This window comes from Colwellia asteriadis, assembly GCF_039523295.1.
GTDB classification, from domain to species: domain Bacteria; phylum Pseudomonadota; class Gammaproteobacteria; order Enterobacterales; family Alteromonadaceae; genus Colwellia; species Colwellia asteriadis.
On record NZ_BAAAFA010000011.1, the window covers coordinates 72,867 to 97,534 of the forward strand.

Below are 24,668 nucleotides of genomic sequence, written 5' to 3' on the forward strand. Positions count from 1 at the left end.
CAAACTATCAAGTTGTTAGTTACCTAAAGCTTAGCTTCGCTATTATAGTTCAAATTCTGGCGAATTATTTTTTGTTGGTGGTAGTTCATCTTTATTTTGCTCAAGGCGTTGTTGAATAACGCGCAAACGCCACGCTAATAAGACTGCAGCAGCAGTTAAACCAATAATAAAGCCAATCCAAAAACCGTAAGGTCCCATTTTAGGAACTACCCAATCAGTAATGCCTAATACTAAACCAACACCAAGACCAATTAACCAATACGAAACGAAGGTAATATATAAAATTGACTTTGTATCTTTATAACCCCTTAAGGCGCCGGCCGAAACTACTTGAATAGTATCTGAGAATTGATAAATTGTTGCGAGTAACATTAAGCTAGCGGCAAGTTCTATTACAGGTAACTCGCGACTATAAATACCGGCTATTTGCTCTCTAAATACCACGGTTAAAATAGCGGTTACACAAGCGAGTAATAAACCAAGGATCACCGAATAAAAACTGTAATCTTTGGCTTGTTGGTAGTTTTTATTTCCGATGGCATAACCGACTTTAATGGTTGTTGCCATGGCAATACTCAATGGCACCATAAACACTAAACCTGTAAAGTTTAATGCGACTTGGTGACTTGCCACTACTTGTGAGCCAAAAGGTACTAAAATAATGGCAACAATAGCAAATAAACTTACTTCAAATAATAATGATAAAGCTATGGGAATACCGAGCCCGAGGATATTTTTGATATGGGTGAAATTAGGCCAATAAAAGCGGGTAAATAAGTTAGCCTGTTTTAATATGCTTGAGCGAAAGCAATAAATCAGCATGCTGATAAACATAGCCCAATAAACGATTGCGGTAGCAATACCACAACCTGCACCACCTAAAGCTGGAGCACCTAACTTGCCATAGATAAAAATATAATTGGCAGGAATATTTACCAATAACCCGATAATACTAATAATCATGGTCGGTTTTACATATGAAAGACCTTCCGCATAATTTCTTAATACTAAATACAAACAAAAGCCAGGAGCGCCCCAAACGATATAAGCTAAATAATCTAAAATTAGCGTTTCTAAATTACCTTCTAAGCTAAACATCGGTGAAAGTAGCGGTGTGGCAACGTAGTAAAGTGCAATAAGAGATATGCCTAAAGCTAATGATATCCAAGCGGTTTGATAGGTTTGCTCAGCAACTTCAGGGTACTTATTTGCACCAGCAAGTTGAGAAACAATCGCGGCTAATGCCATGATTAAACCATAAATAGTCAATATTAATGGTAGCCAAATACTATTAGCCACCGCTACAGCGGCTAAATCTTCAGCACTGACACGCCCAGCCATAACAATGTCAACAAAGCCCATTAAGTTCTGGATCAATTGTGCAATTAAAATAGGATAAGTGAGTTTGAGTATACTTTTACTGTGCGTAAAAAAGGCAGGTAAATTCATAAAGATCTTACATAATGGAAATAACGTGAAATATTACTGTGCGTAATGATTTAATATTTTATGACTAATAACTTTATTGTATAAGTACATTATAATTAGCGCATCATAGATGAGATATACCTAGCAAACAAGCGCTAACTTGTGACTTAAGGAAGTTTATTTATACAGTATTTTTGAGTCGTTAAATTGATGTTAATCATCTGTGTCAATCGACAGTTGAATTTTTTTTCGGTATTCATCAATATGCAAATGGTAGTGAATTTCCATACAACAAGCTGGGCATTCATCATAGTAATCTTGATCGCCCGCTGAAGCATCAACAGTTGTATGTAGGTGATGACCACAATGAGGGCAACAAATACGTTTTTCACTGAGTTGATTTTGCATGTTAACCTCCATATTCCAATTGAGTTTATAAGTATAGTTAGGTCGTGCTTAATGGTAGTTTAATGCCATAATACGAGCGAGTAATGCTTTAGCTTGCTCAAGGTAAATATTACCAAAAAGGTTAGCGTGATTGAGAATATGATAAAAATTGTAAACTAGCTTTCTTTGCTCATAACCATCATCTAAAGGATATTCTGCTTCATAACCATGGTAAAAATCGTTAGGAAAGTGTCCAAAAAGTTCAGTCATAGCGATATCAACTTCTCTATCACCATAATAACAAGCAGGGTCAAATAACATCGCCTGTTTATGTGTGAACCCTGTATTGCCTTGCCATAAATCGCCATGTACTAAACAAGGGGTTGCATGATAACAACGTAATATTTGATGGCAAACCTTGGCAATATGGTCAATATCGCCCAGTAGAATTGAACGCTCAGAGAGCAATTGTAATTGCCAAGCAATGCGTTGTTCAGCAAAAAATGAATGCCAATGCTTGCCCCAGTGATTAGGCTGTATAGTGTCGCCAATAAAGTTATCGTGTTGCCAGCCAAATTGATTATGTCGTGTTTCATAATGCATTTGTGCAAGCTGCTGCCCTAATTGGTACCATAGTACAGGTTTAGCTTTGCTAAAATTAATGTAATCGAGTACTAGAAAGCTTTTATCTAAGGTGGTGCCTATTGAGGCAACATGGGGGCAGGCTATGTGGGTAAGCTTACTTATTTGCCTTAAAGAATAAGCTTCAGCTTGAAAGTTAACTAAACACTCTTTTTTATTCAGTTTAATAAAGTAACTACGTTGTCCATCACTTACTTTAAAAGATAAATTAAGCGGTTGTTCGTTACTGTCCAATAAAGTATTTGTTAACGAGCAAGCACTAACTGCCTGCTTTTCAACAATATGAAAGCGTTTACCTGTTTCAGTGCTAATGGCTTGTTCAATACTCTGCCACATAGACACCTCCAAAGCTTGTTTAACACCTTTTAGAGTATAGTCGCTTTCTGTCAGAGTGCCTTAGCTGAGCGGTTATTCATCATCAATTTTTAAATATTTAATTTTTCCTTCAATACCATCCCATTGCTTTGCGTCTTTAGGTGGCTCCTTTACTTCAGTAATACGTGGCCAGTGTTGAGATAACTCCGCATTAAGTTCAATAAACTCTTTTTGATGTTCAGGTACTTCATCTTCTTGGAAAATAGCGCCAGCAGGGCACTCTACTGGGCACAAATCACAATCAATACAATCATTTGGATTTATAGCTAAAAAATTAGGGCCTTCATAAAATGCGTCGGCGGGGCAAACGGCGACACAATCCGTGTATTTACATAAAATACAATTATCAGTAACTACAAAAGCCATGGTTTTTTCTCAAAAGCAAATTAAAGGTTTTACAAGGTTAGAGCGGTAGATCATACCTTTGTTTCTCACAATTTCAATCTCTTGTTTCTAAAATGCCTCGGGATAGGTAAAATAGCGAAAATTACTTCCGTCCCAGCTGGATTTCAAAAGAAATGATTCGTTTAACCAATATAAAACTAGCCCTTGACCATCAAGCGCACGAACTTCAACAAGCTATTTTAAGTAAACTCTCAATTGATGAAGCGCAACTAGTTAACTTTTCTGTATTTAAACGTGGTTACGATGCCAGAAAAAAAAGTAATATTTTTTTAATTTACACTGTAGATGTTGATACCACTGAAAATGAACAGCTATTAGTGAAGTTTCAGCAAGATAACCAAGTCAAGGAAACGCCAGATATGGCGTATAAATTTGTTGGACAGGCTCCTGAAAATATAACCGAACGACCGGTTGTGATTGGTATGGGACCATGTGGTTTATTTGTTGGTTTAGTGTTAGCGCAAATGGGCTTTAAACCGATTATTTTAGAACGCGGTAAAGAAGTTAGAGAGCGAACTAAAGATACGTTCGGTTTTTGGCGTAAAAAAATATTAAATACTGAGTCTAATGTACAATTTGGCGAGGGCGGTGCAGGCACTTTTTCTGATGGGAAACTTTATAGTCAAGTAAAAGACCCTAAGCACTATAGCCGTAAAGTGTTACATGAATTTGTTGAAGCTGGCGCACCGGATGAAATTTTATATGTCAGTAAACCCCACATAGGTACGTTTAAATTAGTCACTATGGTTGAGCAAATGCGCGCAAAGATATTTGAACTTGGCGGTGAAGTTCGCTTTAGTGAGCGGGTAGAGAAAATTCACTTTGATGACAACACAAGTTCTGCAATCTCCACAGAAGGTGTTACTCCCGAATTAGCAGGCTATCAGCAAAAACAAGTAACGGGTTTAACATTAGCTAGTGGCGAGGAAATAAAAACTCGTCATATTGCTTTAGCTATTGGTCATAGCGCACGTGACACCTTTAAAATGCTTTTTGATGAAGGTATTTTTATAAAAGCTAAACCTTTCTCGGTAGGGTTTAGAATTGAACATGAACAATCAGTTATTGACGATGCTCGTTTTGGTGAAAATGCTGGTAACGAAATCTTAGGGGCTGCAGATTATAAACTAGTACATCACTGTAGTAATGGCCGCTCAGTGTATAGTTTTTGTATGTGCCCTGGGGGGACTGTGGTTGCGGCAGCTTCTGAAGAAGGGCGTTTAGTGACTAATGGCATGAGCCAGTATTCACGCCATGAACGTAACGCCAATAGTGCTATTGTGGTTGGTATTGACCCGAGTGACTTTACTCAAGGGGAATACGGCGCACAAACAGATTCAGTATTAGCAGGTATAGAATTTCAACGTAACTTAGAAGAAAAAGCCTTCCGTTTAGGAGGTGATAGCTACGATGCACCTGTGCAGTTAGTTGGTGATTTTCTTGCCAATAGAAAAAGTGGTGAACACGGAAGTGTTGCGCCATCGTATAAACCAGGCGTTACTTATTGTGATTTAAGTGAAGCGTTACCGCCTTATGCGGTGGCTGCTATTAGAGAAGCATTGCCAGCTTTTGAGCGAAAAATTAAAGGCTTTTCAATGAATGATGCCACATTAACAGCAGTAGAAACGCGAACTTCTTCGCCCATTCAAATAACGCGCGACAAAGAAACACTAGAAAGCCTTAATGCTAAGGGCTTATATCCTGCAGGCGAGGGCGCAGGTTATGCTGGCGGTATTTTATCTGCAGGGATTGATGGCATTAAAGTGGCTGAAGCTATGGCGTTATCAATGTTAGCGAGTAAGTAAGCTACGAAACAGGAAATGAAAAGGTAGCTCTTTATTGATACCTTTTCATTTTACTGTGAATTTATCCCATTTATATAAACAGCATAAGAGTTAGCTAAATAAATATTATTTTAGCTCCTTAATATTAGAGATTTTTTTGCTTTGCCAATGTGAGTGGGGTAATTGCTGTTGTAAGGCATGCATGCTTTTCCAAATTGATTTCAGCGCCATATGGTTTGCTAACCATGTCGGCGCATTACCGCCGCCATCGGCAATCACCGTATATTCAATAGCTATTCGTAGCGAGCCACCTTGCAGTTTAGGTGTTAACTTCCAATGAGCGTGATGAATGGTGACAATAAAAAAATCGTCAATGCTTTCGTCAAGAGCCGTGGTTAAATTCTCAGGAGGAGCAAGTTGTGTCACCGACATATCAACGCTGAGATCATCATTTTGCCAAAAGCGAGAATGCAACAATAGTAGTCGCGGTTTTAATGGCCATATTTTTGAGAAAGTCACGAAAAAACTTTGCTCACTTGCTGATGCGTGAGTAAGTATTTTACTTTCTTGTGCGCCTTTTAACCAATTGGGCGTATTATCAACATCTTGAAGAAATAATAAAAAACCGGCAAGGCTTGATTCAACGCTGAGTTTTGCTTGTATTTCAATTAAACCAGCGGCACTTTGCTGCGTTGGCAGTTGAGCATCTCTATAGCTGACACTTAAATGCCTATTATCTTCCCATACAGTCCAAGGCATATTGCTTGCGTGACAACTAAAGTGAGAGGTAAGTACAATAAATAGGAAAAAGATAAGTTTCATGAGATAAAATGTTGCCATTCAATAATGATTGGTTATAGCTATAGCCACTTCAAAAGGCCGCCATAGTAGATTTTTTTATTATATTTTACAATGTTATCTTGTACATAAGTTAGTGCCAAACGATGATTTTTATCGTCATTACTTTGTTTTAATTTGGCTTGTAAATTAACGTTTAAAGCTTCTTTAGCGTGAGATGACATAAATTCTCAATGAAAGCCCTTGTTTAAAAAGCGCAAGGCTTTTACAATCCCTATCCAAATAACATATAAAAGGAGCTTTTGCTCTTTTTTATGTTTTAATGCCGAAAAATGCTAATAAAATGAAGTATTAGCTACTACTTTTAAATTAATTTTCAAGCGACGCTTGGTATGCGCCGCCACTGATAAGGAAAAATTATGCCTGTAATAACTCTCCCCGATGGTTCTCAACGCTCATTTGAGCAAGCTGTTTCTGTAATGGATGTTGCCCTTGATATTGGTCCTGGTCTTGCTAAAGCAACTATTGCTGGCCGTATTAATGGTGACTTAGTTGATGCGTGTGAGCTGATTGAAGCTGATGCAAACTTACAACTTATCACCAGCAAAGATAGCGAAGGTCTTGAAATTATTCGTCATTCATGTGCCCACTTATTAGGTCATGCTATTAAACAGTTATATCCAAACGTTAAAATGGCGATTGGACCTACGATTGATAATGGCTTTTATTATGACATCGATCTTGAAGAATCAATTACCGAAGACGATTTAGCTAAGCTTGAAAAGCGTATGACTGAATTAGCGCGTACGGGTTATGAAGTCGTTAAAAAAACAGGTTCATGGCAAGATGCCTACGATGCATTTACAGCACGTGGCGAAACTTATAAATTACAAATTCTTGATGAAAATATTGAGAAAACAGACACTCCTGCTTTATATCATCATGAAGAATATATTGATATGTGTCGCGGCCCTCATGTACCAAGTATGCGCCACTGCCATCATTTTAAATTAATGAAAGTTGCAGGCGCCTACTGGCGTGGTAATTCAGACAATAAAATGTTGCAACGTATTTACGGCACAGCATGGGCTGATAAAAAACAACTTAAAGCTTATATCGTACGCTTAGCTGAAGCTGAAAAGCGTGATCACCGTAAAATTGGTAAAACGCTAGATCTATTCCATTGGCAAGAAGAAGCGCCAGGCATGGTATTTTGGCATAACGATGGTTGGACTATTTACACCGAACTAGAAAAATTTGTTCGTGAAAAACTACGTTCATACGATTATGACGAAGTAAAAGCGCCAATGATGATGGACAGAAGCCTTTGGGAAAAATCAGGTCACTGGGATAAATATGCTGATGGCATGTTTACCACTGAGTCTGAAAAACGCGAATACGCTATTAAACCGATGAACTGTCCAGGGCACGTACAAATCTTTAACCAAGGCTTAAAATCGTACCGTGATTTACCATTACGTATTGCTGAGTTTGGTTGTTGTCATCGTAACGAGCCGTCAGGTTCACTACATGGCTTAATGCGTGTTCGTGGTTTTACTCAAGATGATGCGCATATTTTCTGTATGGAGTCACAAGTTCAAGCAGAAGTGACTAAATGTATTGAAATGGTTTACGACGTTTATGGCTCATTTGGTTTTGAAGATATTGTTGTAAAACTTTCTACTCGACCAGAAAACCGTATTGGTAGTGATGAAATTTGGGATAAAGCCGAAGCTGGTTTAGCGCAAGCATTAACTGATAGTAATATTCAGTTTGAATATTTGCCAGGCGAAGGTGCCTTTTACGGGCCAAAAATTGAGTTTACCTTAATGGATTGTTTAGGCCGAGCTTGGCAATGTGGCACAGTGCAACTTGATTTTGCTTTGCCAGAGCGTTTAGGTGCAACTTATGTTGGTGAAGACAACGAAAGATACACACCGGTAATGATTCATCGCGCTATTTTAGGATCATTAGAACGCTTTATTGGCATTTTGATTGAAGAATATTCGGGTAAATTCCCAACGTGGTTGTCGCCAACTCAAGTCACAATTATGAATATTACCGATAAACAAGGTCAATATTGTGAAAAAATTGTTAAAAAACTAAAAGAAAATGGCTTTAGAGCAAAACTAGACTTGAGAAATGAGAAAATAGGCTTTAAAATCCGCGAGCACACTTTGAAGCGAGTTCCTTATTTATTAGTTGTAGGTGATAAAGAAATGGAAGCAGGTGAAATTGCTGTTCGTACTCGAGGTGGTGAAGATTTAGGAAAAATGTCGATTGATGACTTTATTACAAAATTATCAGGTGAAGTAAATAGTCGCCAAAGTGATAGTTTAGCGTAAAAAAATATGCATTAACGGACACCCAACATGGTTAATTATTATGACGAATAATCTAGATGCTAATTAACCAATATTTTATTGTGAAATATAGTATAATCAACGTCGCTTTAATTAAGCACAGTACTAACAGAATAAAATAATACTTATAAGATAAAAAAAGTTCTTTGGAGGAACATGGCTATTAAAGGTGGACAACGAGGCGGACGTAAAGAGCCAGCTCATCGTTTAAATGAGTTAATTACTGATATACCAGGCGACGAAATTCGTTTAATTAAATTTGACGGAGAGCCAGGTGGCATCGTTACATTAAATGAAGCAATGGATCAGGCTGAAGAAGCGGGCGTAGATCTTGTTGAAATTAGCCCTACGGCTAAACCACCGGTTTGTCGTGTCATGGATTACGGCAAGTTTATCTATGAAAAAGCTAAAGAACAAAAAGAACAACGTAAAAATCAGAAACAAATTCAGGTTAAGGAAATTAAATTCCGTCCTGGTACAGATGAAGGCGATTATCAGGTAAAACTACGCAACCTGAAACGCTTTTTAGAAGGCGGCGACAAGGTCAAGGTTACTTTACGTTTCCGTGGCCGTGAAATGGCGCACCAAGAGCTTGGTTTAGCTTTACTAACTCGCGTTAAAAACGATTTAGAAGAGTTAACTGTGCTTGAGTTCTTCCCGCGTCGTGCGGAAGGACGTCAAATGGTGATGGTCTTAGCCCCTAAAAATAGATAAAACTTGGTCTGAAAGTAATAAAGTATCTTCGGATACTTTATTCACCAACTTTATCTTTACGCTGGTAGTAAAGGCTTGCAAGTAAAGTAATATTTATTACTTTCGCCCTCGCTACTTAATATTTGGCATATACCTACGGGTATAAATGCGGAGTTATTCACATGCCTAAAATGAAAACCAATAAAGGTGCTGCAAAGCGCTTTAAAAAAACAGCTTCTGGCTATAAGTTCAAACAAGCTGGCCTTCGTCATATCTTGACTAAGCGTCGTACTAAAGTTAAGCGTCATCTTCGTGCTAAATGCATGATCGCCGCATCTGACATTAAGTCAGTTAAAAAACTTTTACGTCACGGTTAATTAGGAGATATAGAAAATGGCTAGAGTAAAACGTGGTGTACAAGCTCGTGCACGTCACAAAAAGGTTCTAAAGCAAGCTAAAGGTTATTACGGTGCACGTAGTCGTGTTTATCGTGTTGCTTTCCAAGCAGTAACTAAAGCAGCTCAATACGCTTACCGCGATCGTCGTCAACGTAAACGTCAATTCCGCCAGCTTTGGATCGCTCGTATTAACGCAGCAGCTCGTCAAAATGGTTTATCTTACAGCCGTTTCATTAATGGTCTTAAAAAGGCTTCTATTGAAATCGATCGTAAGATCCTAGCTGACATCGCAGTATACGATAAAGCAGCATTCACTTTCTTAGTTGAAAAAGCGCAAGCTTCTTTAGCTGCTTAAGACAGAATGTAAGCTGTAAAGCTTGAATAAAAGGACGCTTATTGCGTCCTTTTCTTTTTGCTTATTTTTATTTTATATTTGACGCTAAATAGAAAATAAAAATGAGTAACTTCAATAATACTTATGGGCGTTATTGAACTCGATATCAACACACGGTGAATTGGTATAATAGTTAATGCAAAAAGTCATCGTTTTTTCTTTAACGTGTATTATCAATTTAGTCAGTCATTTAAGTTATTAAAGTAAACAGTTAGTTTAATTGAGAGAAAAATCATGAGTCTTAGCGACAAAGTTCTTGCGGTGAATAACGACCTGCCAATTCGTACCGATGCGCCAGTTCACAGTGGTAAAGTTCGTTCTGTTTATTGGTTAACCCAAGCCGATAGCAAACGCCTTATTGAAGAGAAGGGCTACAACGTACCTAGCGACACTGCATTAGCCATTATGGTTATTAGCGATAGAATATCTGCTTTCGATTGTATTTGGCATGGTGAAGGTGGTATGAAAGGTGTTCCTGGCAAAGGTGCAGCATTGAATGCTATTTCAAACCATTGGTTTAAACTGTTTAAAGAGCAGGGACTAGCTGATAGCCATATTCTTGATATTCCTCATCCTTTCGTCTGGATAGTGCAAAAAGCACAACCAGTAATGATTGAAGCAATTTGCCGTCAATATATTACGGGCTCTATGTGGCGTAGTTATGCTAAAGGTGAGCGAGAGTTTTGTGGTATTAATTTACCTGAAGGGCTAACGAAAGATAGTAAGTTACCAACATTATTACAAACACCATCAACCAAAGGTATTTTAAAGGGCATTCCAGGTGTTCCTGAGGCGGATGATGTTAATATTACGCGTAAGAACATTGAAGATAACTTCAGTGCTTTTAACTTTAAATCGGTAGATGATATTGGTTTATATGAGAAGTTACTAACTCAAGGTTTTGATGTTATTGCTTCTGCATTAGCTGAGCTTGATCAAATATTTATTGATACAAAATTTGAGTTTGGTTATGTAAAAGATAAGGCGGGTAACGATAAGCTGATTTATATGGATGAAGTTGGTACGCCAGATTCATCACGTATATGGGACGGCGAAGAATACCGAGCAGGTAACGTCGTTGAAAACTCAAAAGAAGGTTTTAGGCAGCTATTATTAAACCATTTCCCAGATCCTGATATCTTACTAAATAAAGATCGTATGGCTGAGCGTGAAGCATTAGCACGCGATAATGCACTACCTGTCGATGTACTAATGAATGTATCTAAAACTTACATTGATATTGCAGAAAAAGTGACTGGGCAAAAAATAGTACTTTCTGATAACCCAAAAGCCGAAATTGTTGATATTTTACGTCAGCAATACCAGCTAATTGATTAAGCTATATTACTGAAGACATATGGCTTAAATAATATGGTTTAAGCCATTCTTTCGCTTAAAAGTGAACACAAAAAATGGCAATGATTGTAATATCATTGCCATTTTTTTTAGAATTTATTATTTACTCATTGGCTGAGTACAGGCTACTTTTTGCCACCATTTGTCAGTATTTCTCTTGCCATTTCATCAGCAATAACGCCCGTAGGTGAGTTGCTCAATTCAGCTTTTTGATAAATATCTAGTAAAGTATGATAAATTTCATGTACTTTTTTAGTCGACTTATCAGCATCATAATTATCTTCGAATGAGACATTAATGATACCGCCAGCATTAATAACATAATCTGGGGCATATAAAATCCCTTTTGTTAATAACATATGATCATGCGCAGGTGTTGCAAGTTGATTATTTGCACAACCTGCGATAATTTTTACTTTTAATCGGTTAAGGCTATCGTCATTAATTGTAGCGCCTAGAGCACAAGGGGCGTAAATATCAGCATCCTGATCGTAAATTTCATCTAAGTTGACAATCGTTGCGCCAAATTCATTTGCGGCTTTATCTAAAGCAAGCTTATTGATGTCGGTAATAATTAATTTAGCACCTGCATTATGTAGATGCTCACATAATGAATAGCCAACGCTACCTAAACCTTGCACGGCAACAGTTAAGCCAGTTAAATCATCACGCTTCAACTTGTGTTTTACGGAAGCTTTAATGCCTAAGAAAGTACCAAGGGCAGTAAAAGGTGCTGGGTTACCACTTTTACCCTCGGTTCCAGTAACAAAAGGCGTTACGGTGTTAGTTATTGCAATATCTTGTGTGGTGATATTAACGTCTTCTGCACTTAAGTAACGGCCATTTAAGTTGTTCAATGCCTGACCAAAGGCTTTGAATAATCCCTCAGATTTTAAGGTTTTAGCATCGCCAATAATAACAGATTTACCGCCGCCCATAGTCAAGCCAGCCATTGCATTCTTATAGGTCATGCCTTTTGATAATCTCAACACATCTATTAAAGCGTCTTCATCATTAGCATAATCCCACATGCGACATCCGCCAACAGCAGCGCCAAGTGCCGTACTGTGTACTGCGATAATTGCTTTTAAACCACTGGCCTCATCGCTACAAAAAACAACTTGTTCATGATCATCGAAGTCAGGTAAATCAAAGAATGCCATTGACATATATCTCCATAGCCACGCTAGAAAAGGCTTGTAAATTGTGTTGTAATTAATGAAATGCACCATAGCACTTAGCTTTTTTATAGACTAGCTAGGGTAGATAATTAACCCGAAGATTAAATGAGTTAAAGTGTTAAGTTAAAGCTACAGCAAGTGCTATGAACGGTTTATGTAACTATGGTCTGAGTTCAGATAATATTATTTCTTAAGGTATGAAACTAATGACACAAGAAGTCGCAATGACAACACAAGAGCAGCAGCAATGGATTAAAGAACAGTATCAAGTTGCGACCAAATACTTAGCTGAGAAAGGGTTGGTAACGCAAAGTGTTACTGCAGAGGAAAGCCGTTACTTAACCCCTATGATTGCTATTTGGAAGTTAACAGTAACAGGTGGTAGTAAATATTGGGTTATTTGTGGTGACTTGCCTACGGATCATAGCTCTATTGATGTCGCTACCACAGCAAGAGATGCCTTGAAACACTTTTCATTAAAGTGGCAAGTACAAGCTGAAAATTTATTACAGTCGGATAATAATGCTCAAAAAGATTTTGCTGGTTTCTTAATTAGTAGAGCAGAGGGGTTGTATCAGGTGTGTGACAACGAAAACTTATGGCAAGCTTAGATGATAAATTTTAAACAGATTTTATTCTGTGTTAACTATTAGTGGTTAAGGTAATACTTAGCGCTATCAATATTTTTTAATGCTTCATTTATTGAGCATGCCATACGTTGTTTTGGCATGCCAGCTTCCATATAAACAGAGCCTATAGGGTAAAACTCGTGCTCAGTAAAGTAGCTTACTTTATCTAATGGACTTGAAATAAAAACTTCCTTTAATGATAACTCTTTAGCGATACTAAATAAGCCTTTCATAATAAACTTATCAACTTTTTTGCTTCGGTAACCAATGACGACGGCTATTCTGCTTATTTCTCCTTGGGGGGATATTCTGCCGGTTGCAATAGGCTCTTGGTTTTGATCGTCACAGACAAGCATGTGATATGCAGTGCGATCACCATTATCAAACTCTATTTTTTTGGGTATACGCCTCTCACAGACAAACACTTTTTCACGAATACTCTTTAGCAGTGGGGCCGCTTGTTGCCATTGTACTCGACTAATACTGTAAGACATTGTTACCTCTAGGTGTGTGATAACGTAAAATAGTTAGTGTTAGGTAGGTGTGCGCTTGTTATTACTGACCGAATATTAAGAGCCCCTAATAATTTAACATTAGTTAATGATTTGAGATTAATCAAACGAGAAGGGAGTGAAAATGCGAACTTTTAGGCTCTTTTCTTTAACGAACGAGACAAAAAAAGAAGGCCGAAGCCTTCTTTTTTATTGATTTTTAATAGCTTAGCTATTTTAATTCATCAATAAAGTCTACCGCACGACCAATATAACCGCCAGGTGTTAATAAGCATAATTCAGCTTTAACCGCTTCTGGAAGCTCTAAGTTGTTAATAAATTCACGCATAGAGTCAGCATTGACACGTTTACCACGTGTCAGCTCTTTAAGCTTCTCATAAGGCTTTTCAATACCGTAGCGGCGCATAACTGTTTGTACAGGCTCAGCCAATACTTCCCAGTTGTGATCAAGCTCATGTGCTAGGTTTGCTTCATTAACTTCTAACTTACTAATACCTTTTAATGTGGCCTGATAAGCAATTAGCGCGTGCGCAAAACCGACACCTAAGTTACGTAAAACAGTCGAGTCAGTTAAATCACGTTGCCAGCGAGAAATTGGTAGTTTTTGTGCTAAATGACTAAAGAGTGCGTTAGCAATACCTAAATTACCCTCTGAGTTTTCAAAATCAATCGGGTTAACTTTATGCGGCATCGTTGACGAGCCAATTTCACCTGCAATCGTTTTTTGTTTGAAGTGACCAAGGGCAATGTAGCCCCAGATATCGCGGTCAAAATCAATTAAAATGGTGTTGAAGCGCGCGACGGCATCAAATAACTCGGCAATATAATCATGCGGTTCAATTTGTGTTGTAAACGCATTCCAAGTTAAGCCTAAAGAGCTAACAAATTCATCAGCAAAACCATGCCAGTTAACTTCAGGATAGGCACTTAAGTGAGCGTTGTAGTTACCTACTGCACCGTTAATTTTACCCAGTAATTCAATGTTGGCAATTTGCTCACGTTGACGTTGTAAACGAACATAAACGTTAGCCATTTCCTTACCTAAAGTACTTGGTGAAGCGGGTTGACCATGAGTACGACACATCATCGGGATGGCTTTATACTCAATCGCTAAGCTTTTAATGCTCGCTAAAATTTCATCGATGGCTGGTAACAACACTTGCTCACGGCATTCTTTCAACATTAAACCGTGTGAAAGGTTATTAATATCCTCAGAAGTACAAGCAAAGTGTATAAACTCAGTTACTGCATTTAATTCTGCATTATCAGCAATTTTTTCTTTAAGGAAATACTCAACGGCTTTTACATCGTGGTTAGTCGTTGCTTCAATTGTTTTTATACGAAGTGCATCTTGCTCTGAAAAATCATCAACAATAGCATTTAATACCTTGTTTGCCGCATCACTAAACGCTGGAACTTCGTTGATTTCGTTAGTATTGCTTATCTTTTGTAACCAGCGTACTTCAACGGTTACGCGATATTTGGTTAAACCAAACTCACTAAAAATAGGACGCAATGCGCTTGCTTTGCTGCCGTATCGACCATCAACGGGTGAAATAGCAGTTAATGCTGAAAGTTCCATAATGTTTTCCTAAAGTTATATATTAAATATGTTAATAGAGTTAAATTTTTACTTTAATTTTCGCTAAACCTGTTTCACTCAACTTGTTTAAGTAAGGCTTGGGCGGTATTCACCATTTTTTTACGGCTAAAAAGTACTTGTCTTCTTTTGCCACCTACTTGACGCCATAACACCGCAGCTCTGATACCGGCAAGTAATAACGCCCTAATTTTGTATTGGTTAACGGTTTGCTTCAATATTTCTGGTTCGCCGGTCACTTGGATTTTTTGACCCAATGGGCTGATAACATCACTGTAAATGCTAGCAAAACTTGCAATTAACGTTTCACTGGTTAAGTCATAATGCGCTAATTGGCGTTTGGTTGCATCAATCCGTTCACCTAAGTTATTGAGCTGCTTAGGCTGCTTCGCTAGGCGCCTTTCTAAATTGATAAGACTGATAACATAGCGTGTAAATTCAGGATCTTTTGGACTGTTTTGGGTGTCATTACTTAAATGTGTTATTAATAGCGATAAGCCTTTTTTAACATTATGTAAGTCATTACCATATACCGCCAAGGTGTTTTCAGGTGATGTTTCAATCAAGCTTTGTAATAACACACTAAAATCTTCGTCTGAAATAAGCCCTTTTTTAGACACTTGTTGCACATGGTAAGCAACTTGGCAAATTACAGCAAAAGTAATAATTTTATCGTTCATGTTTTCTCAATATTAATTTCAGCATTAGCTTAAGATAAAACTTGCTCGGTAAGTTGTCTGGAAGTCGTTCATGCTAAACTCAAAATAGTCAGTAAACGAGGCACCGAGCCAGTTCTTTAAATCATCCCATATCAACGATGTTAACGAATGAGTGTATTGATGATGCCGCCACCTAAGCAGACATCACCTTGATAAAAAACAACTGACTGCCCAGGGGTTACTGAGCTTTGCTGTTCTTCAAAGTCTATTTGGTATTCATCATTGGCTAACGGAGTGACTGTACATGCCACATCTTCTTGTCTGTAACGCGTTTTCACCGTACATTTAATGCTACTTTTTAGCGGTGTACGATTAACCCAGTCGAGTTGATTGGCGATTAAACCTTTTGAAAAAAGACGCGGGTGATTATGTCCTTGACCGACAATTAAGACATTACGCAATAAATCTTTTTCAACCACGTACCAAGGCGCTTCGCCAGCGTTTGCTAAACCGCCAATACGTAAACCTTTGCGCTGTCCTAGCGTGTGATACATCAAACCATCATGATGACCTATTGCTTCACCTTCTGCGGACTCAATAATACCGGGTTTTGCTGGTAAGTATTGACCAAGAAAGTCTTTGAATTTTCGTTCACCAATAAAACAAATGCCAGTACTGTCTTTTTTATTGTGTGTCACTAAACCTGCTTGCTCTGCAATAGCTCTGACTTCAGGCTTTTCAATATGACCCACAGGGAATAACGTTTGCGCAATTTGTGCTTCGTTTAAGGTATATAAAAAATAGCTTTGATCTTTATTATTATCGAGCCCGCGAATCATTAGCCATTGGTTATCACGAAACTCGCGTTGTACATAATGACCGGTGGCGATGTAATCAGCACCTAAATCTTCACAAGCAAACTCTAAAAAGGCTTTAAACTTGATTTCTTTATTACACATAATATCGGGGTTTGGTGTTCTTCCTGCTTTATATTCAGCTAAGAAATACTCAAAAACATTGTCCCAATATTCGGTTGCGAAATTGATGGTGTGTAATTTAATACCTAGTTTGTCGCATATTGCTTGTGCATCTTTAAGATCGTCTGCAGCAGCGCAATACTCGTCCGTGTCGTCTTCTTCCCAGTTTTTCATGAACAAGCCTTCAACTTGGTAACCCTGTTGTTGCAGTAGGTAAGCTGAAACGGAAGAGTCGACACCACCGGACATACCAACAATGACTTTGATTTGCTCAGGTGATTTACTGTTTTCTGCGGTTAAGGTGCTTGTTTTGCTCATAAATTACTAATTTCTGGTTGTGTTTTATTTATGTGAAAAGAACATAATTAAGTGTATAAAAGATAAATAAAAGTAAACGAAAACGAAATACTCAACGCTTTATTAACACTTGTTGTTAATAAAAGGCGCGAAATTATAGCATGCTGTTAGCTTAGGATATAGGTCAAAGCATCGATTTTAAATGGGATAATAAAATTTTATTACCGGACAAGTAATCTTCAATACATTCAAGTACCATAGAGCTTCTGAGCTCAAAGGTTTTCGCTTTAATTTCAGCAAGTGATAACCAGTGGGTCGCAGTAATATCAGTATCGTTGGCTTTGCCTTTTAAGTAACTTGTTAATTCGATAACAAAACAAAACCTTAAGAAGTAAAGGTCGACATCTTGGCGATAGAGATAATATATGCCTGATAAATAATCTGGGGATAAGCTCAACCCGGTTTCTTCTAACACTTCTCGTTTAATGGCTTCAATTAAATTTTCACCTTTTTCAAGATGGCCGGCAGGTTGGTTATAAACGGTTTTTCCTTGTTCAATTTCTTCGACTAATAAAAATTTGCCCTGATGGTGGATAATTGCGGCGACAGTCGTATTGGGCTTAAATTGCTGTTCGCCATGGTGGTTCGTTGTCACTCCTTGCTTAAGATTCAAGTCGATACTCCCCATTAGCAATGTTTTCGATATTCCATTGACCTATGCTATAGCGAATTAGTCTCAGTGTAGGATAACCGATATTTGCGGTCATTCGTCTTACCTGGCGATTCTTCCCTTCGGTTATTGTTATTGCTAACCACGTTGTTGGGATAGCGGCTCGCTCCCTGATAGGAGGAGTGCGAGCCCATATGTTGGGAGCAGGCATTAACTTAACTTTGGCTGGCTTAGTTAGCCCATCTTTAAGTTCGACCCCATGACGTAATTTGTCAAGATCACTCTCTTGCGGTGCCCCTTCAACTTGGACCCAGTAAGTCTTTTCAGTTTTTTTACTTGGGTTGGCTATTTGGTGCTGTAATTGTCCATCATTGGTTAATACTAATAAACCTTCACTGTCTCTATCTAATCTTCCTGCTGCATAAACGCCTTCAATATTAATGTAATCTTTCAGTGTTCGACGCTGCTGCTCGTCAGTAAATTGGCACAATACATCAAATGGTTTATTGAATAGGACAATTTTTCGATCGCCTATTAGTGGCTTCGCCTTGGTTTTAGGTTTTGTCTTATGTCTTGTATAGCCGTTGTTTTTCTTCATTTTGGTGATGGGTTCCGAGAAAATAAATTATTCAAGCGCTTGCTAGGCTATTTTAATACGCTTTGAATTACTATACTATGCGTGCGCAAATAAATTTTATGCTTGGGTGAATATTAATTACTTTTTAGTGCATCTTTATGCATTTCATCTTGGCTTTTAGCTAAATTACAGTAGGAAACTCAATGAGCACTGATAACTCTAAAATCATTTATACTATTACCGATGAAGCGCCAGCATTAGCGACGTATTCTTTATTGCCAATTATTCAAGCTTATACTGCTTCTTCAGGCATTAATGTTGAAACACGTGACATTTCTCTTGCCGGTCGTATTCTAGCTAATTTTCCTCAATACTTAACGCCAGAACAGCGCATTGATGATGCGTTAGCTGAACTAGGTGAGTTAGCGAAAACACCAGAAGCAAATATTATTAAATTACCAAATATCTCAGCTTCAATCCCTCAGTTAGAAGCCGCGATTAAAGAATTACAAGCAAAAGGATACAAGCTACCGAATTACCCTGCAGAGCCTAAAACTGATGAAGAAAAAGCCATTAAGGCGAGCTATGCTAAAGTATTAGGTTCAGCGGTAAACCCTGTTTTACGTGAAGGTAATTCAGACCGTCGCGCGCCAGGTTCTGTTAAACAGTATGCACGCAATAATCCACACTCAATGGGTGCTTGGTCTAAAACGTCTAAATCGCATGTTGCACACATGTCTTCAGGTGATTTTTATGGTAGCGAAAAGTCAGTTACGATTGACGGTGCTACGTCGGTAAATATTGAGTTTGTTGGCGAAAATGGCGATGTTAATGTTTTAAAATCTGACTTACCTTTATTAGATAAAGAGATCATTGATGCATCAGTAATGAGCAAATCTGCATTAGTTGAGTTCTTTGAAACAGAAATTAACAAAGCAAAAGAAGAAGACGTATTGTTGTCGTTGCATTTAAAAGCAACCATGATGAAAGTCTCTGACCCTATTATGTTTGGTCACGCAGTTAAAGTTTTCTATAAAGATGTTTTTGCTAAGCATGCGGCTACATTTGAAGCATTAGGTGTTGATGCTGATAACGGTATTGGCGATGTTTATGCGAAAATTGCTAACTTACCAGCGGATCAAAAAGCTGAAATTGAAGCAGATTTACAAGCAGTTTATGCAAGCCGTCCAGAAATGGCGATGGTCGACTCAGATAAAGGTATTACTAACTTACACGTTCCAAGTGATGTCATTATTGATGCATCAATGCCGGCAGCACTTCGTGCTTCAGGGCAAATGTGGGGACCTGATGGTAAGCAAAAAGATACTAAGTTTATGATCCCTGATCGTAACTACGCAGGTGTATTTTCTGCTGTTGTTGATTTTTGTCGTGAAAATGGGGCATTTAACCCAACAACAATGGGCACGGTACCAAACGTTGGTTTAATGGCACAAAAAGCTGAAGAATACGGATCGCATGATAAAACATTCACCATGACTGGTGCTGGTGTTGTTCGTGTAGTGAATACTCAAGGTGAAACCTTAATTGAGCAAACTGTTGCTCAAGGTGACATCTTCAGAATGTGTCAAGTTAAAGACGCGCCAATTCAAGACTGGGTTAAATTAGCAGTAACTCGTGCTAAAGCCACTAATGTTCCTGCTATTTTTTGGTTAGATGAAAATCGTGGTCATGATGCACAAATGATTAAAAAGGTTAACACTTACCTAGCAGACCACGATACAACAGGTTTAAATATACAAATTCTTGAGCCAGTAAAAGCTTGTGAATACACATTAGCACGTGCAGCTAAAGGTGAAGATACTATTTCTGTAACGGGTAACGTTTTACGTGACTACTTAACTGATTTATTCCCTATTTTAGAGTTAGGTACTAGTGCAAAAATGTTATCAATCGTACCATTAATGAATGGCGGCGGTTTGTTTGAAACAGGTGCAGGTGGTTCAGCTCCTAAGCACGTACAGCAGTTCGAAAAAGAAAACCACTTACGTTGGGATTCTTTAGGTGAGTTTTTAGCACTAGCGGCTTCTTTAGAGCACTTAAGTGTGAATACAGGTAATGCTAAGGCACAAGTGTTAGCTGATACACTAGATAAAGCGACCGGTGAGTTTTTAGATAAAAACAAGTCACCATCACGTCGTGTTGGTGAGTTAGACAACCGTGGTAGCCACTTCTACTTAGCACTTTATTGGGCACAAGCATTAGCTGAGCAATCTACAGATTTAGAGTTAAAAGCGTTATTTACTGATGTCGCTCAATCATTAACAGCACAAGAAGAAGCCATAGTTAATGAACTAAATACAGCTCAAGGCCCAGCGCAAAATATTAACGGTTACTACTTTGCTGATGTAGCACTTGCAGAGCAAGCTATGCGTCCGAGTACAACGTTAAATACTATTTTAGCTAGCTTAGTTTAATTGAGCTTAATTGAGTTTAATCAAAACGTTAGATTATTAAGTATGAAGCACTAGCAATGAGTTAAGTTGCCAGTGACTTTTATTGAAAACGATGCTTTTTAGCATCGTTTTTTTATTTGTGGGTTTTGGTATGCGCGGTACTGCCTTAGTTAACCTCAACTTGGTTTAAGAAGTGTTCAGCAAATTAAAAATCAATTTTTATATGCAGACTACGGTGAGATAGTTTTTTAATTCAAGAAAAATTCATGCGCCAATAAGGAGCTATTGCAAGTGAATTTGACGAAGAAGTTAACCTGAACTCGGCTTAAGAGATATTTAACAAATTGAAATATCAGTAAAAATTAATTTTATGAACCGCTAGCTTGATAGTTTTTCTTAATTCAAGGAAAATTTCGCGTCAATAGCTGGCCTATTGCAAGTAAATTTAACGAAGAAGTTAGGAAAAGTAGCTGCTAGAGAAACATTTGTTAAGCCGAGCTCAGGTAAGTTAGTAACAATAGTCGCTATAGAAAGATTTGCTAAGCCGAACTGAGGTTGATTGCTTATTACAGCGCTAAAAAAACACAGCAAATGCTGTGTTTTTGAAATGTATTTACAAGATGAAAAAATTTATTATTATTTCTATTCTATTTCATCGTCTGTTGGTTTTATACTTGCTGCATGATGACCCTTAGGGCCCTCATTAAGTTCGTAATTGACATCCTGTCCAGCTTTTAATGTTCGGTAGCCATCCATTTCTATCGTTGAATAGTGTGCAAAAATATCATCCCCGCCACTATCTGGACGAATAAAGCCAAAACCTTTCGCATTATTAAACCATTTAACTGTTCCGTGAGCCATACATCTACTTCCTTCTATATCCTTTAGTATTTAATTATGGTTAACTTAACCCATAGTTTGTGCCTATTAATAAAAAATTATTCAAATAGACAACAAATTGGCGACTAAAAATTAGTCACTGTTCAAATCGTAGATAAATTATAAAATTAGTCAAGTTAAAACGTGATTTTTTTGTTTTTTTGTTCTATTTATACGCAAAATTAATGCATTAAAAATTACAGCAAAAATAAGCAGTAGATACTAAGATATAAATATGAGTAATTGGAAAGAGTTAATTGATACTCAAGATTTTGTAGAAGAAGAAATCAAGAGTGATTTAGAAGAGCCGGCTAAGTATCACGTGTTTTTATTAAACGATGATTACACGCCGATGGATTTTGTGGTTGAGGTGTTACGACAATTTTTTAATAAAAATGAAGAGGAGGCTACAGAGATAATGCTAACGATTCACTACCAGGGTAAGGGCCTATGTGGCACATTTACTGCAGAAATTGCAGAAACCAAAGTGGATTTTGTTGAACGCTTTGCTTATGAACATCAACACCCGCTTAAGTGTGTATTAGAAAAAGCCTAAATTTGTAAATTGGAGTACCTATGCTAAATAAAGATTTAGAAGTTTCATTAAATTTAGCCTTTCGTCAAGCTAAAGAATCACGCCACGAATTTATGACAGTAGAGCATTTATTGTTGGCATTACTTGATAACCCTTCTGCCATAGAAGCGCTTAGTGCTTGTGGCGCAGATTTAGTTCGATTGCGTAAAAGCCTACTTGATTTTATCAGTGAAACAACCCCGATGATTCCGTTGGGTGAAGAAGAGCGAGAAACCCAACCAACATTAGGTTTTCAACGTGTTTTACAGCGTGCTGTTTTTCATGTTCAATCTTCAGGAAAAAGTGAAGTGAGTGGCTCTAATGTACTTGTCGCTATTTTTAGTGAACAAGAATCTCAAGCTGCTTACATTTTAAAAAAATCAGACATTAGTCGTTTAGATATTGTTAATTATATTTCACATGGTATTGCTAAAATAGATGATGGTACTTCCAGTCAACCACTTGATGGTGAGTCACATACGGAAGAAGAACCACGTACCATTGAGAACTTCTCAGTTAATTTAAATGAAGAAGCGATAAAAGGTAATATAGACCCTTTAATTGGTCGAGATGACGAACTTGAGCGAACATTACAAGTTTTGAGTCGGCGTAGAAAGAACAATCCTTTATTTGTTGGCGAAGCAGGTGTAGGTAAAACGGCTATTGCAGAAGGTTTAGCTAATTTAATTGTCGCTAAAAAAGTTCCTGAGTTCTTAGCGGATGCAACTATCTATTCTTTAGATATGGGAGCGTTACTTGCTGGCACTAAATATCGAGGTGACTTTGAGAAGCGTTTTAAATCATTACTTAAAGAGTTAGAAGCGGATAAAAACGCAGTACTGTTTATTGATGAGATTCACACTATTATTGGAGCAGGAGCTGCATCGGGCGGGATGATGGATGCCTCTAATTTAATTAAACCATTACTTTCCGCAGGTAAGATTCGTTGTTTAGGCTCTACAACATATCAAGAATATCAAAGTATTTTTGAAAAAGATCGCGCATTAGCGCGCCGCTTTCAAAAAATAGATATTGCTGAGCCAAGTGTTGCTGATACCACTAAAATTTTACAGGGATTAAAAGATAAATACGAAAACCATCACGGTATTCGTTATACCAATAAGGCTCTACATGCGGCAGCACAGTTGTCCGCCAAATACATTAATGAACGTTTTTTACCTGATAAAGCAATAGATGTTATTGACGAAGCTGGAGCTAAGCAACAATTAGTTGCGCCGAGTAAGCGTAAAAAAGTGATTAACAACATTGATATTGAAAGTGTTGTAGCAAAAATGGCCAGAATACCTGAAAAATCAGTTTCTTCTTCAGAAAAAGATGGTTTAAAAAATCTTGATCGTAATTTGAAATTAGTGGTATTTGGCCAAGATAAAGCTATTGACGAATTAACCTCAGTGATCCGCCTCTCTCGTGCTGGTTTAGGCAATGAAGAGAAGCCTATAGGCTCATTCTTGTTTGCAGGACCTACTGGGGTTGGTAAAACTGAAGTAACTCAACAATTAGCGAAAATATTGGGCGTTGAGCTCTTACGTTATGATATGTCAGAGTACATGGAGAAACACGCTGTTAGCCGTTTAATTGGTGCTCCTCCTGGTTATGTGGGGTATGAGCAAGGTGGCTTATTAACAGATGCTGTTATTAAGCATCCACATGCGGTTGTTTTACTCGATGAAATTGAGAAAGCCCATGAGGATGTTTATAATATTTTACTGCAGGTTATGGACCACGGTACTCTAACGGATAATAATGGTCGAAAAGCTGACTTTAGAAATATCATCCTAGTATTAACGACCAATGCTGGTGTACAAGAAACGGTAAGGCAGTCAATTGGTTTTAAACAACAAGATCATAGCTTAGATGCTTTAAGTGAAATTAATAAGGTATTTTCGCCCGAGTTTAGAAATCGCTTAGATAATATTGTCTGGTTTAATCATTTAGGCACTGATGTTATTCAGCAAGTAGTTGATAAGTTTATCGTTGAGCTACAAGCACAGCTGGATGAGAAAGGTGTATCGTTAGAGTTAAGTAAAACAGCTAAGCTATGGTTAGCTGAGCATGGTTACGATAAAGCCATGGGAGCAAGACCAATGTCACGCTTAATACAAGAACACTTAAAGAAAGCACTTGCCAATGAGCTGCTTTTTGGTGAACTAACACAAGGTGGAGTGGCGAAGGTTGATGTTAAAAAAGACAAACTCGTGATCAACTTTGAAAACAAAAAAGAACTTATTGCTGAGAAGTAATTACGGAGTATTCCTTGTCGAGAGGTAATTGTCGTCATCAATGAAAATAACCAGAAGTGCAGAAAAAGCTCTATTTAGTAATAAATAGAGCTTTTTATTAGCAATCTGTCTCGTCTTGAAATGTATTAACAAAAGGATTGTTAGTACACAGAAATGAGAAACACAGAAACGAAAAAAGCTACGAATAGTCGTAGCTTTTTCGTTTTACATTATGTGGCTCCCCAAACTGGGCTTGAACCAGTGACACATGGATTAACAGTCCATCGCTCTACCAACTGAGCTATTGGGGAATAAACTTTTTACTTCTGTTTACAAGAAGAATGTGGCTCCCCAAACTGGGCTTGAACCAGTGACACATGGATTAACAGTCCATCGCTCTACCAACTGAGCTATTGGGGAATAAACTTTTTACTTC

The 24,668-nt window shown here is 37.8% G+C and carries 23 protein-coding genes and 2 tRNA genes; 10 read left to right on the top strand and 15 right to left on the bottom strand.

The window, feature by feature from the left end:
- Positions 1 to 42 precede the first annotated feature (42 nt).
- From ABD005_RS15260 to fdxA, 4 genes are all read right to left on the bottom strand, one after another.
- Complete coding sequence (locus ABD005_RS15260) at positions 43 to 1,449, bottom strand: MATE family efflux transporter (protein WP_343818498.1); 1,407 nt, start codon at positions 1,447 to 1,449, stop codon at positions 43 to 45.
- 192 nt (positions 1,450 to 1,641) lie between these two features.
- A complete protein-coding gene (locus tag ABD005_RS15265; RefSeq protein WP_215979481.1) occupies positions 1,642 to 1,836 on the bottom strand; it encodes a CPXCG motif-containing cysteine-rich protein in 195 nt (64 codons plus the stop codon).
- A 48-nt stretch (positions 1,837 to 1,884) separates the two neighbouring features.
- Entirely contained in the window at positions 1,885 to 2,793 is a 909-nt protein-coding gene (locus ABD005_RS15270; protein ID WP_343818500.1) for a fructosamine kinase family protein, read from the bottom strand.
- Positions 2,794 to 2,865: 72 nt separating this feature from the next.
- On the bottom strand, positions 2,866 to 3,198 hold the full coding sequence (fdxA, locus tag ABD005_RS15275) for a ferredoxin FdxA (RefSeq protein ID WP_215979479.1): 333 nt from the start codon (positions 3,196 to 3,198) through the stop codon (positions 2,866 to 2,868).
- A gap of 152 nt (positions 3,199 to 3,350) precedes the next feature.
- Here fdxA and ABD005_RS15280 point away from each other — a divergent pair, with 152 nt between their 5' ends.
- The gene (locus ABD005_RS15280) at positions 3,351 to 5,042 is read left to right on the top strand and encodes an NAD(P)/FAD-dependent oxidoreductase (protein ID WP_343818503.1); all 1,692 of its coding nucleotides are present in this window, start codon (positions 3,351 to 3,353) and stop codon (positions 5,040 to 5,042) included.
- Between the two features lie 105 nt (positions 5,043 to 5,147).
- Here ABD005_RS15280 and ABD005_RS15285 read toward each other — a convergent pair whose 3' ends face one another.
- Positions 5,148 to 5,780 (bottom strand): SRPBCC family protein, encoded by a 633-nt coding sequence (locus tag ABD005_RS15285; RefSeq protein ID WP_343818505.1) that lies wholly within the window; start codon positions 5,778 to 5,780, stop codon positions 5,148 to 5,150.
- 458 nt (positions 5,781 to 6,238) lie between these two features.
- Between ABD005_RS15285 and thrS the strand changes: the two genes are divergently transcribed.
- The 5 genes from thrS (at position 6,239) to ABD005_RS15310 (ending at position 11,005) form a co-directional block, all read left to right on the top strand.
- Entirely contained in the window at positions 6,239 to 8,164 is a 1,926-nt protein-coding gene (thrS, locus tag ABD005_RS15290; protein WP_343818507.1) for a threonine--tRNA ligase, read from the top strand.
- Positions 8,165 to 8,338: 174 nt separating this feature from the next.
- Complete coding sequence (infC, locus tag ABD005_RS15295) at positions 8,339 to 8,896, top strand: translation initiation factor IF-3 (RefSeq protein ID WP_215978960.1); 558 nt, start codon at positions 8,339 to 8,341, stop codon at positions 8,894 to 8,896.
- A 161-nt stretch (positions 8,897 to 9,057) separates the two neighbouring features.
- Complete coding sequence (rpmI, locus tag ABD005_RS15300) at positions 9,058 to 9,252, top strand: 50S ribosomal protein L35 (RefSeq protein WP_033094689.1); 195 nt, start codon at positions 9,058 to 9,060, stop codon at positions 9,250 to 9,252.
- Positions 9,253 to 9,268: 16 nt separating this feature from the next.
- Complete coding sequence (gene rplT, locus ABD005_RS15305; RefSeq protein WP_215978959.1) at positions 9,269 to 9,628, top strand: 50S ribosomal protein L20; 360 nt, start codon at positions 9,269 to 9,271, stop codon at positions 9,626 to 9,628.
- Between the two features lie 273 nt (positions 9,629 to 9,901).
- A complete protein-coding gene (locus tag ABD005_RS15310) occupies positions 9,902 to 11,005 on the top strand; it encodes a phosphoribosylaminoimidazolesuccinocarboxamide synthase (protein ID WP_343818514.1) in 1,104 nt (367 codons plus the stop codon).
- A gap of 143 nt (positions 11,006 to 11,148) precedes the next feature.
- On the opposite strand, the gene ABD005_RS15315 is transcribed toward ABD005_RS15310, so the two are convergent.
- A complete protein-coding gene (locus tag ABD005_RS15315) occupies positions 11,149 to 12,186 on the bottom strand; it encodes a Leu/Phe/Val dehydrogenase (RefSeq protein ID WP_343818640.1) in 1,038 nt (345 codons plus the stop codon).
- A 224-nt stretch (positions 12,187 to 12,410) separates the two neighbouring features.
- Here ABD005_RS15315 and ABD005_RS15320 point away from each other — a divergent pair, with 224 nt between their 5' ends.
- Positions 12,411 to 12,815, top strand: coding sequence for a DUF4826 family protein (locus tag ABD005_RS15320; RefSeq protein WP_343818516.1), 405 nt, complete (start codon positions 12,411 to 12,413; stop codon positions 12,813 to 12,815).
- Between the two features lie 38 nt (positions 12,816 to 12,853).
- Here ABD005_RS15320 and ABD005_RS15325 read toward each other — a convergent pair whose 3' ends face one another.
- The 6 genes from ABD005_RS15325 to ABD005_RS15350 form a co-directional block, all read right to left on the bottom strand.
- A complete protein-coding gene (locus ABD005_RS15325; RefSeq protein ID WP_343818517.1) occupies positions 12,854 to 13,327 on the bottom strand; it encodes a GNAT family N-acetyltransferase in 474 nt (157 codons plus the stop codon).
- 229 nt (positions 13,328 to 13,556) lie between these two features.
- Entirely contained in the window at positions 13,557 to 14,927 is a 1,371-nt protein-coding gene (gene purB, locus ABD005_RS15330) for an adenylosuccinate lyase (protein WP_343818519.1), read from the bottom strand.
- A 74-nt stretch (positions 14,928 to 15,001) separates the two neighbouring features.
- Positions 15,002 to 15,625: a high frequency lysogenization protein HflD gene (gene hflD, locus ABD005_RS15335; RefSeq protein WP_343818521.1), complete on the bottom strand. Its 624-nt coding sequence runs from the start codon at positions 15,623 to 15,625 to the stop codon at positions 15,002 to 15,004.
- 140 nt (positions 15,626 to 15,765) lie between these two features.
- Positions 15,766 to 16,899 carry a tRNA 2-thiouridine(34) synthase MnmA gene (mnmA, locus tag ABD005_RS15340; RefSeq protein WP_343818523.1) on the bottom strand — a complete coding sequence of 378 codons (1,134 nt, stop codon included), beginning with the start codon at positions 16,897 to 16,899 and terminating at the stop codon, positions 15,766 to 15,768.
- A gap of 163 nt (positions 16,900 to 17,062) precedes the next feature.
- A complete protein-coding gene (locus tag ABD005_RS15345; protein WP_343818525.1) occupies positions 17,063 to 17,551 on the bottom strand; it encodes an NUDIX hydrolase in 489 nt (162 codons plus the stop codon).
- Positions 17,541 to 18,146 (bottom strand): pseudouridine synthase, encoded by a 606-nt coding sequence (locus tag ABD005_RS15350; protein WP_343818526.1) that lies wholly within the window; start codon positions 18,144 to 18,146, stop codon positions 17,541 to 17,543. The genes ABD005_RS15345 and ABD005_RS15350 overlap by 11 nt, the downstream gene beginning before the upstream one ends.
- 182 nt (positions 18,147 to 18,328) lie before the next feature.
- Between ABD005_RS15350 and ABD005_RS15355 the strand changes: the two genes are divergently transcribed.
- Positions 18,329 to 20,560 (top strand): NADP-dependent isocitrate dehydrogenase, encoded by a 2,232-nt coding sequence (locus ABD005_RS15355; protein ID WP_343818528.1) that lies wholly within the window; start codon positions 18,329 to 18,331, stop codon positions 20,558 to 20,560.
- Between the two features lie 621 nt (positions 20,561 to 21,181).
- Here ABD005_RS15355 and cspD read toward each other — a convergent pair.
- Positions 21,182 to 21,400 carry a cold shock domain-containing protein CspD gene (cspD, locus tag ABD005_RS15360; RefSeq protein ID WP_215978949.1) on the bottom strand — a complete coding sequence of 73 codons (219 nt, stop codon included), beginning with the start codon at positions 21,398 to 21,400 and terminating at the stop codon, positions 21,182 to 21,184.
- Between the two features lie 253 nt (positions 21,401 to 21,653).
- Between cspD and clpS the strand changes: the two genes are divergently transcribed.
- Positions 21,654 to 21,974, top strand: coding sequence for an ATP-dependent Clp protease adapter ClpS (gene clpS, locus ABD005_RS15365; protein ID WP_215978948.1), 321 nt, complete (start codon positions 21,654 to 21,656; stop codon positions 21,972 to 21,974).
- A 20-nt stretch (positions 21,975 to 21,994) separates the two neighbouring features.
- Complete coding sequence (gene clpA / locus ABD005_RS15370) at positions 21,995 to 24,253, top strand: ATP-dependent Clp protease ATP-binding subunit ClpA (RefSeq protein ID WP_215978947.1); 2,259 nt, start codon at positions 21,995 to 21,997, stop codon at positions 24,251 to 24,253.
- Between the two features lie 214 nt (positions 24,254 to 24,467).
- On the opposite strand, the gene ABD005_RS15375 is transcribed toward clpA, so the two are convergent.
- Positions 24,468 to 24,543 (bottom strand) — tRNA-Asn (locus tag ABD005_RS15375).
- Between the two features lie 33 nt (positions 24,544 to 24,576).
- A tRNA-Asn gene (locus ABD005_RS15380) sits at positions 24,577 to 24,652 on the bottom strand.
- Positions 24,653 to 24,668: the final 16 nt, after the last annotated feature.

Bases quoted from the DNA above. Each gene is read 5' to 3' on its own strand.
- ABD005_RS15315 (WP_343818640.1), bottom strand. From the start codon at position 12,186: ATGGCATTCTTTGATTTACCTGACTTCGATGATCATGAACAAGTTGTT.
- ABD005_RS15270 (WP_343818500.1), bottom strand. From the start codon at position 2,793: ATGTGGCAGAGTATTGAACAAGCCATTAGCACTGAAACAGGTAAACGC.
- ABD005_RS15320 (WP_343818516.1), top strand. From the start codon at position 12,411: ATGACACAAGAAGTCGCAATGACAACACAAGAGCAGCAGCAATGGATT.
- ABD005_RS15355 (WP_343818528.1), top strand. From the start codon at position 18,329: ATGAGCACTGATAACTCTAAAATCATTTATACTATTACCGATGAAGCG.
- rpmI (WP_033094689.1), top strand. From the start codon at position 9,058: ATGCCTAAAATGAAAACCAATAAAGGTGCTGCAAAGCGCTTTAAAAAA.
- fdxA (WP_215979479.1), bottom strand. From the start codon at position 3,198: ATGGCTTTTGTAGTTACTGATAATTGTATTTTATGTAAATACACGGAT.
- ABD005_RS15285 (WP_343818505.1), bottom strand. From the start codon at position 5,780: ATGCCTTGGACTGTATGGGAAGATAATAGGCATTTAAGTGTCAGCTAT.
- infC (WP_215978960.1), top strand. From the start codon at position 8,339: ATGGCTATTAAAGGTGGACAACGAGGCGGACGTAAAGAGCCAGCTCAT.
- ABD005_RS15310 (WP_343818514.1), top strand. From the start codon at position 9,902: ATGAGTCTTAGCGACAAAGTTCTTGCGGTGAATAACGACCTGCCAATT.
- ABD005_RS15265 (WP_215979481.1), bottom strand. From the start codon at position 1,836: ATGCAAAATCAACTCAGTGAAAAACGTATTTGTTGCCCTCATTGTGGT.
- ABD005_RS15325 (WP_343818517.1), bottom strand. From the start codon at position 13,327: ATGTCTTACAGTATTAGTCGAGTACAATGGCAACAAGCGGCCCCACTG.
- ABD005_RS15260 (WP_343818498.1), bottom strand. From the start codon at position 1,449: ATGAATTTACCTGCCTTTTTTACGCACAGTAAAAGTATACTCAAACTC.
- ABD005_RS15280 (WP_343818503.1), top strand. From the start codon at position 3,351: ATGATTCGTTTAACCAATATAAAACTAGCCCTTGACCATCAAGCGCAC.
- hflD (WP_343818521.1), bottom strand. From the start codon at position 15,625: ATGAACGATAAAATTATTACTTTTGCTGTAATTTGCCAAGTTGCTTAC.
- ABD005_RS15350 (WP_343818526.1), bottom strand. From the start codon at position 18,146: ATGAAGAAAAACAACGGCTATACAAGACATAAGACAAAACCTAAAACC.
- cspD (WP_215978949.1), bottom strand. From the start codon at position 21,400: ATGGCTCACGGAACAGTTAAATGGTTTAATAATGCGAAAGGTTTTGGC.
- rplT (WP_215978959.1), top strand. From the start codon at position 9,269: ATGGCTAGAGTAAAACGTGGTGTACAAGCTCGTGCACGTCACAAAAAG.
- clpS (WP_215978948.1), top strand. From the start codon at position 21,654: ATGAGTAATTGGAAAGAGTTAATTGATACTCAAGATTTTGTAGAAGAA.
- thrS (WP_343818507.1), top strand. From the start codon at position 6,239: ATGCCTGTAATAACTCTCCCCGATGGTTCTCAACGCTCATTTGAGCAA.
- mnmA (WP_343818523.1), bottom strand. From the start codon at position 16,899: ATGAGCAAAACAAGCACCTTAACCGCAGAAAACAGTAAATCACCTGAG.
- clpA (WP_215978947.1), top strand. From the start codon at position 21,995: ATGCTAAATAAAGATTTAGAAGTTTCATTAAATTTAGCCTTTCGTCAA.
- purB (WP_343818519.1), bottom strand. From the start codon at position 14,927: ATGGAACTTTCAGCATTAACTGCTATTTCACCCGTTGATGGTCGATAC.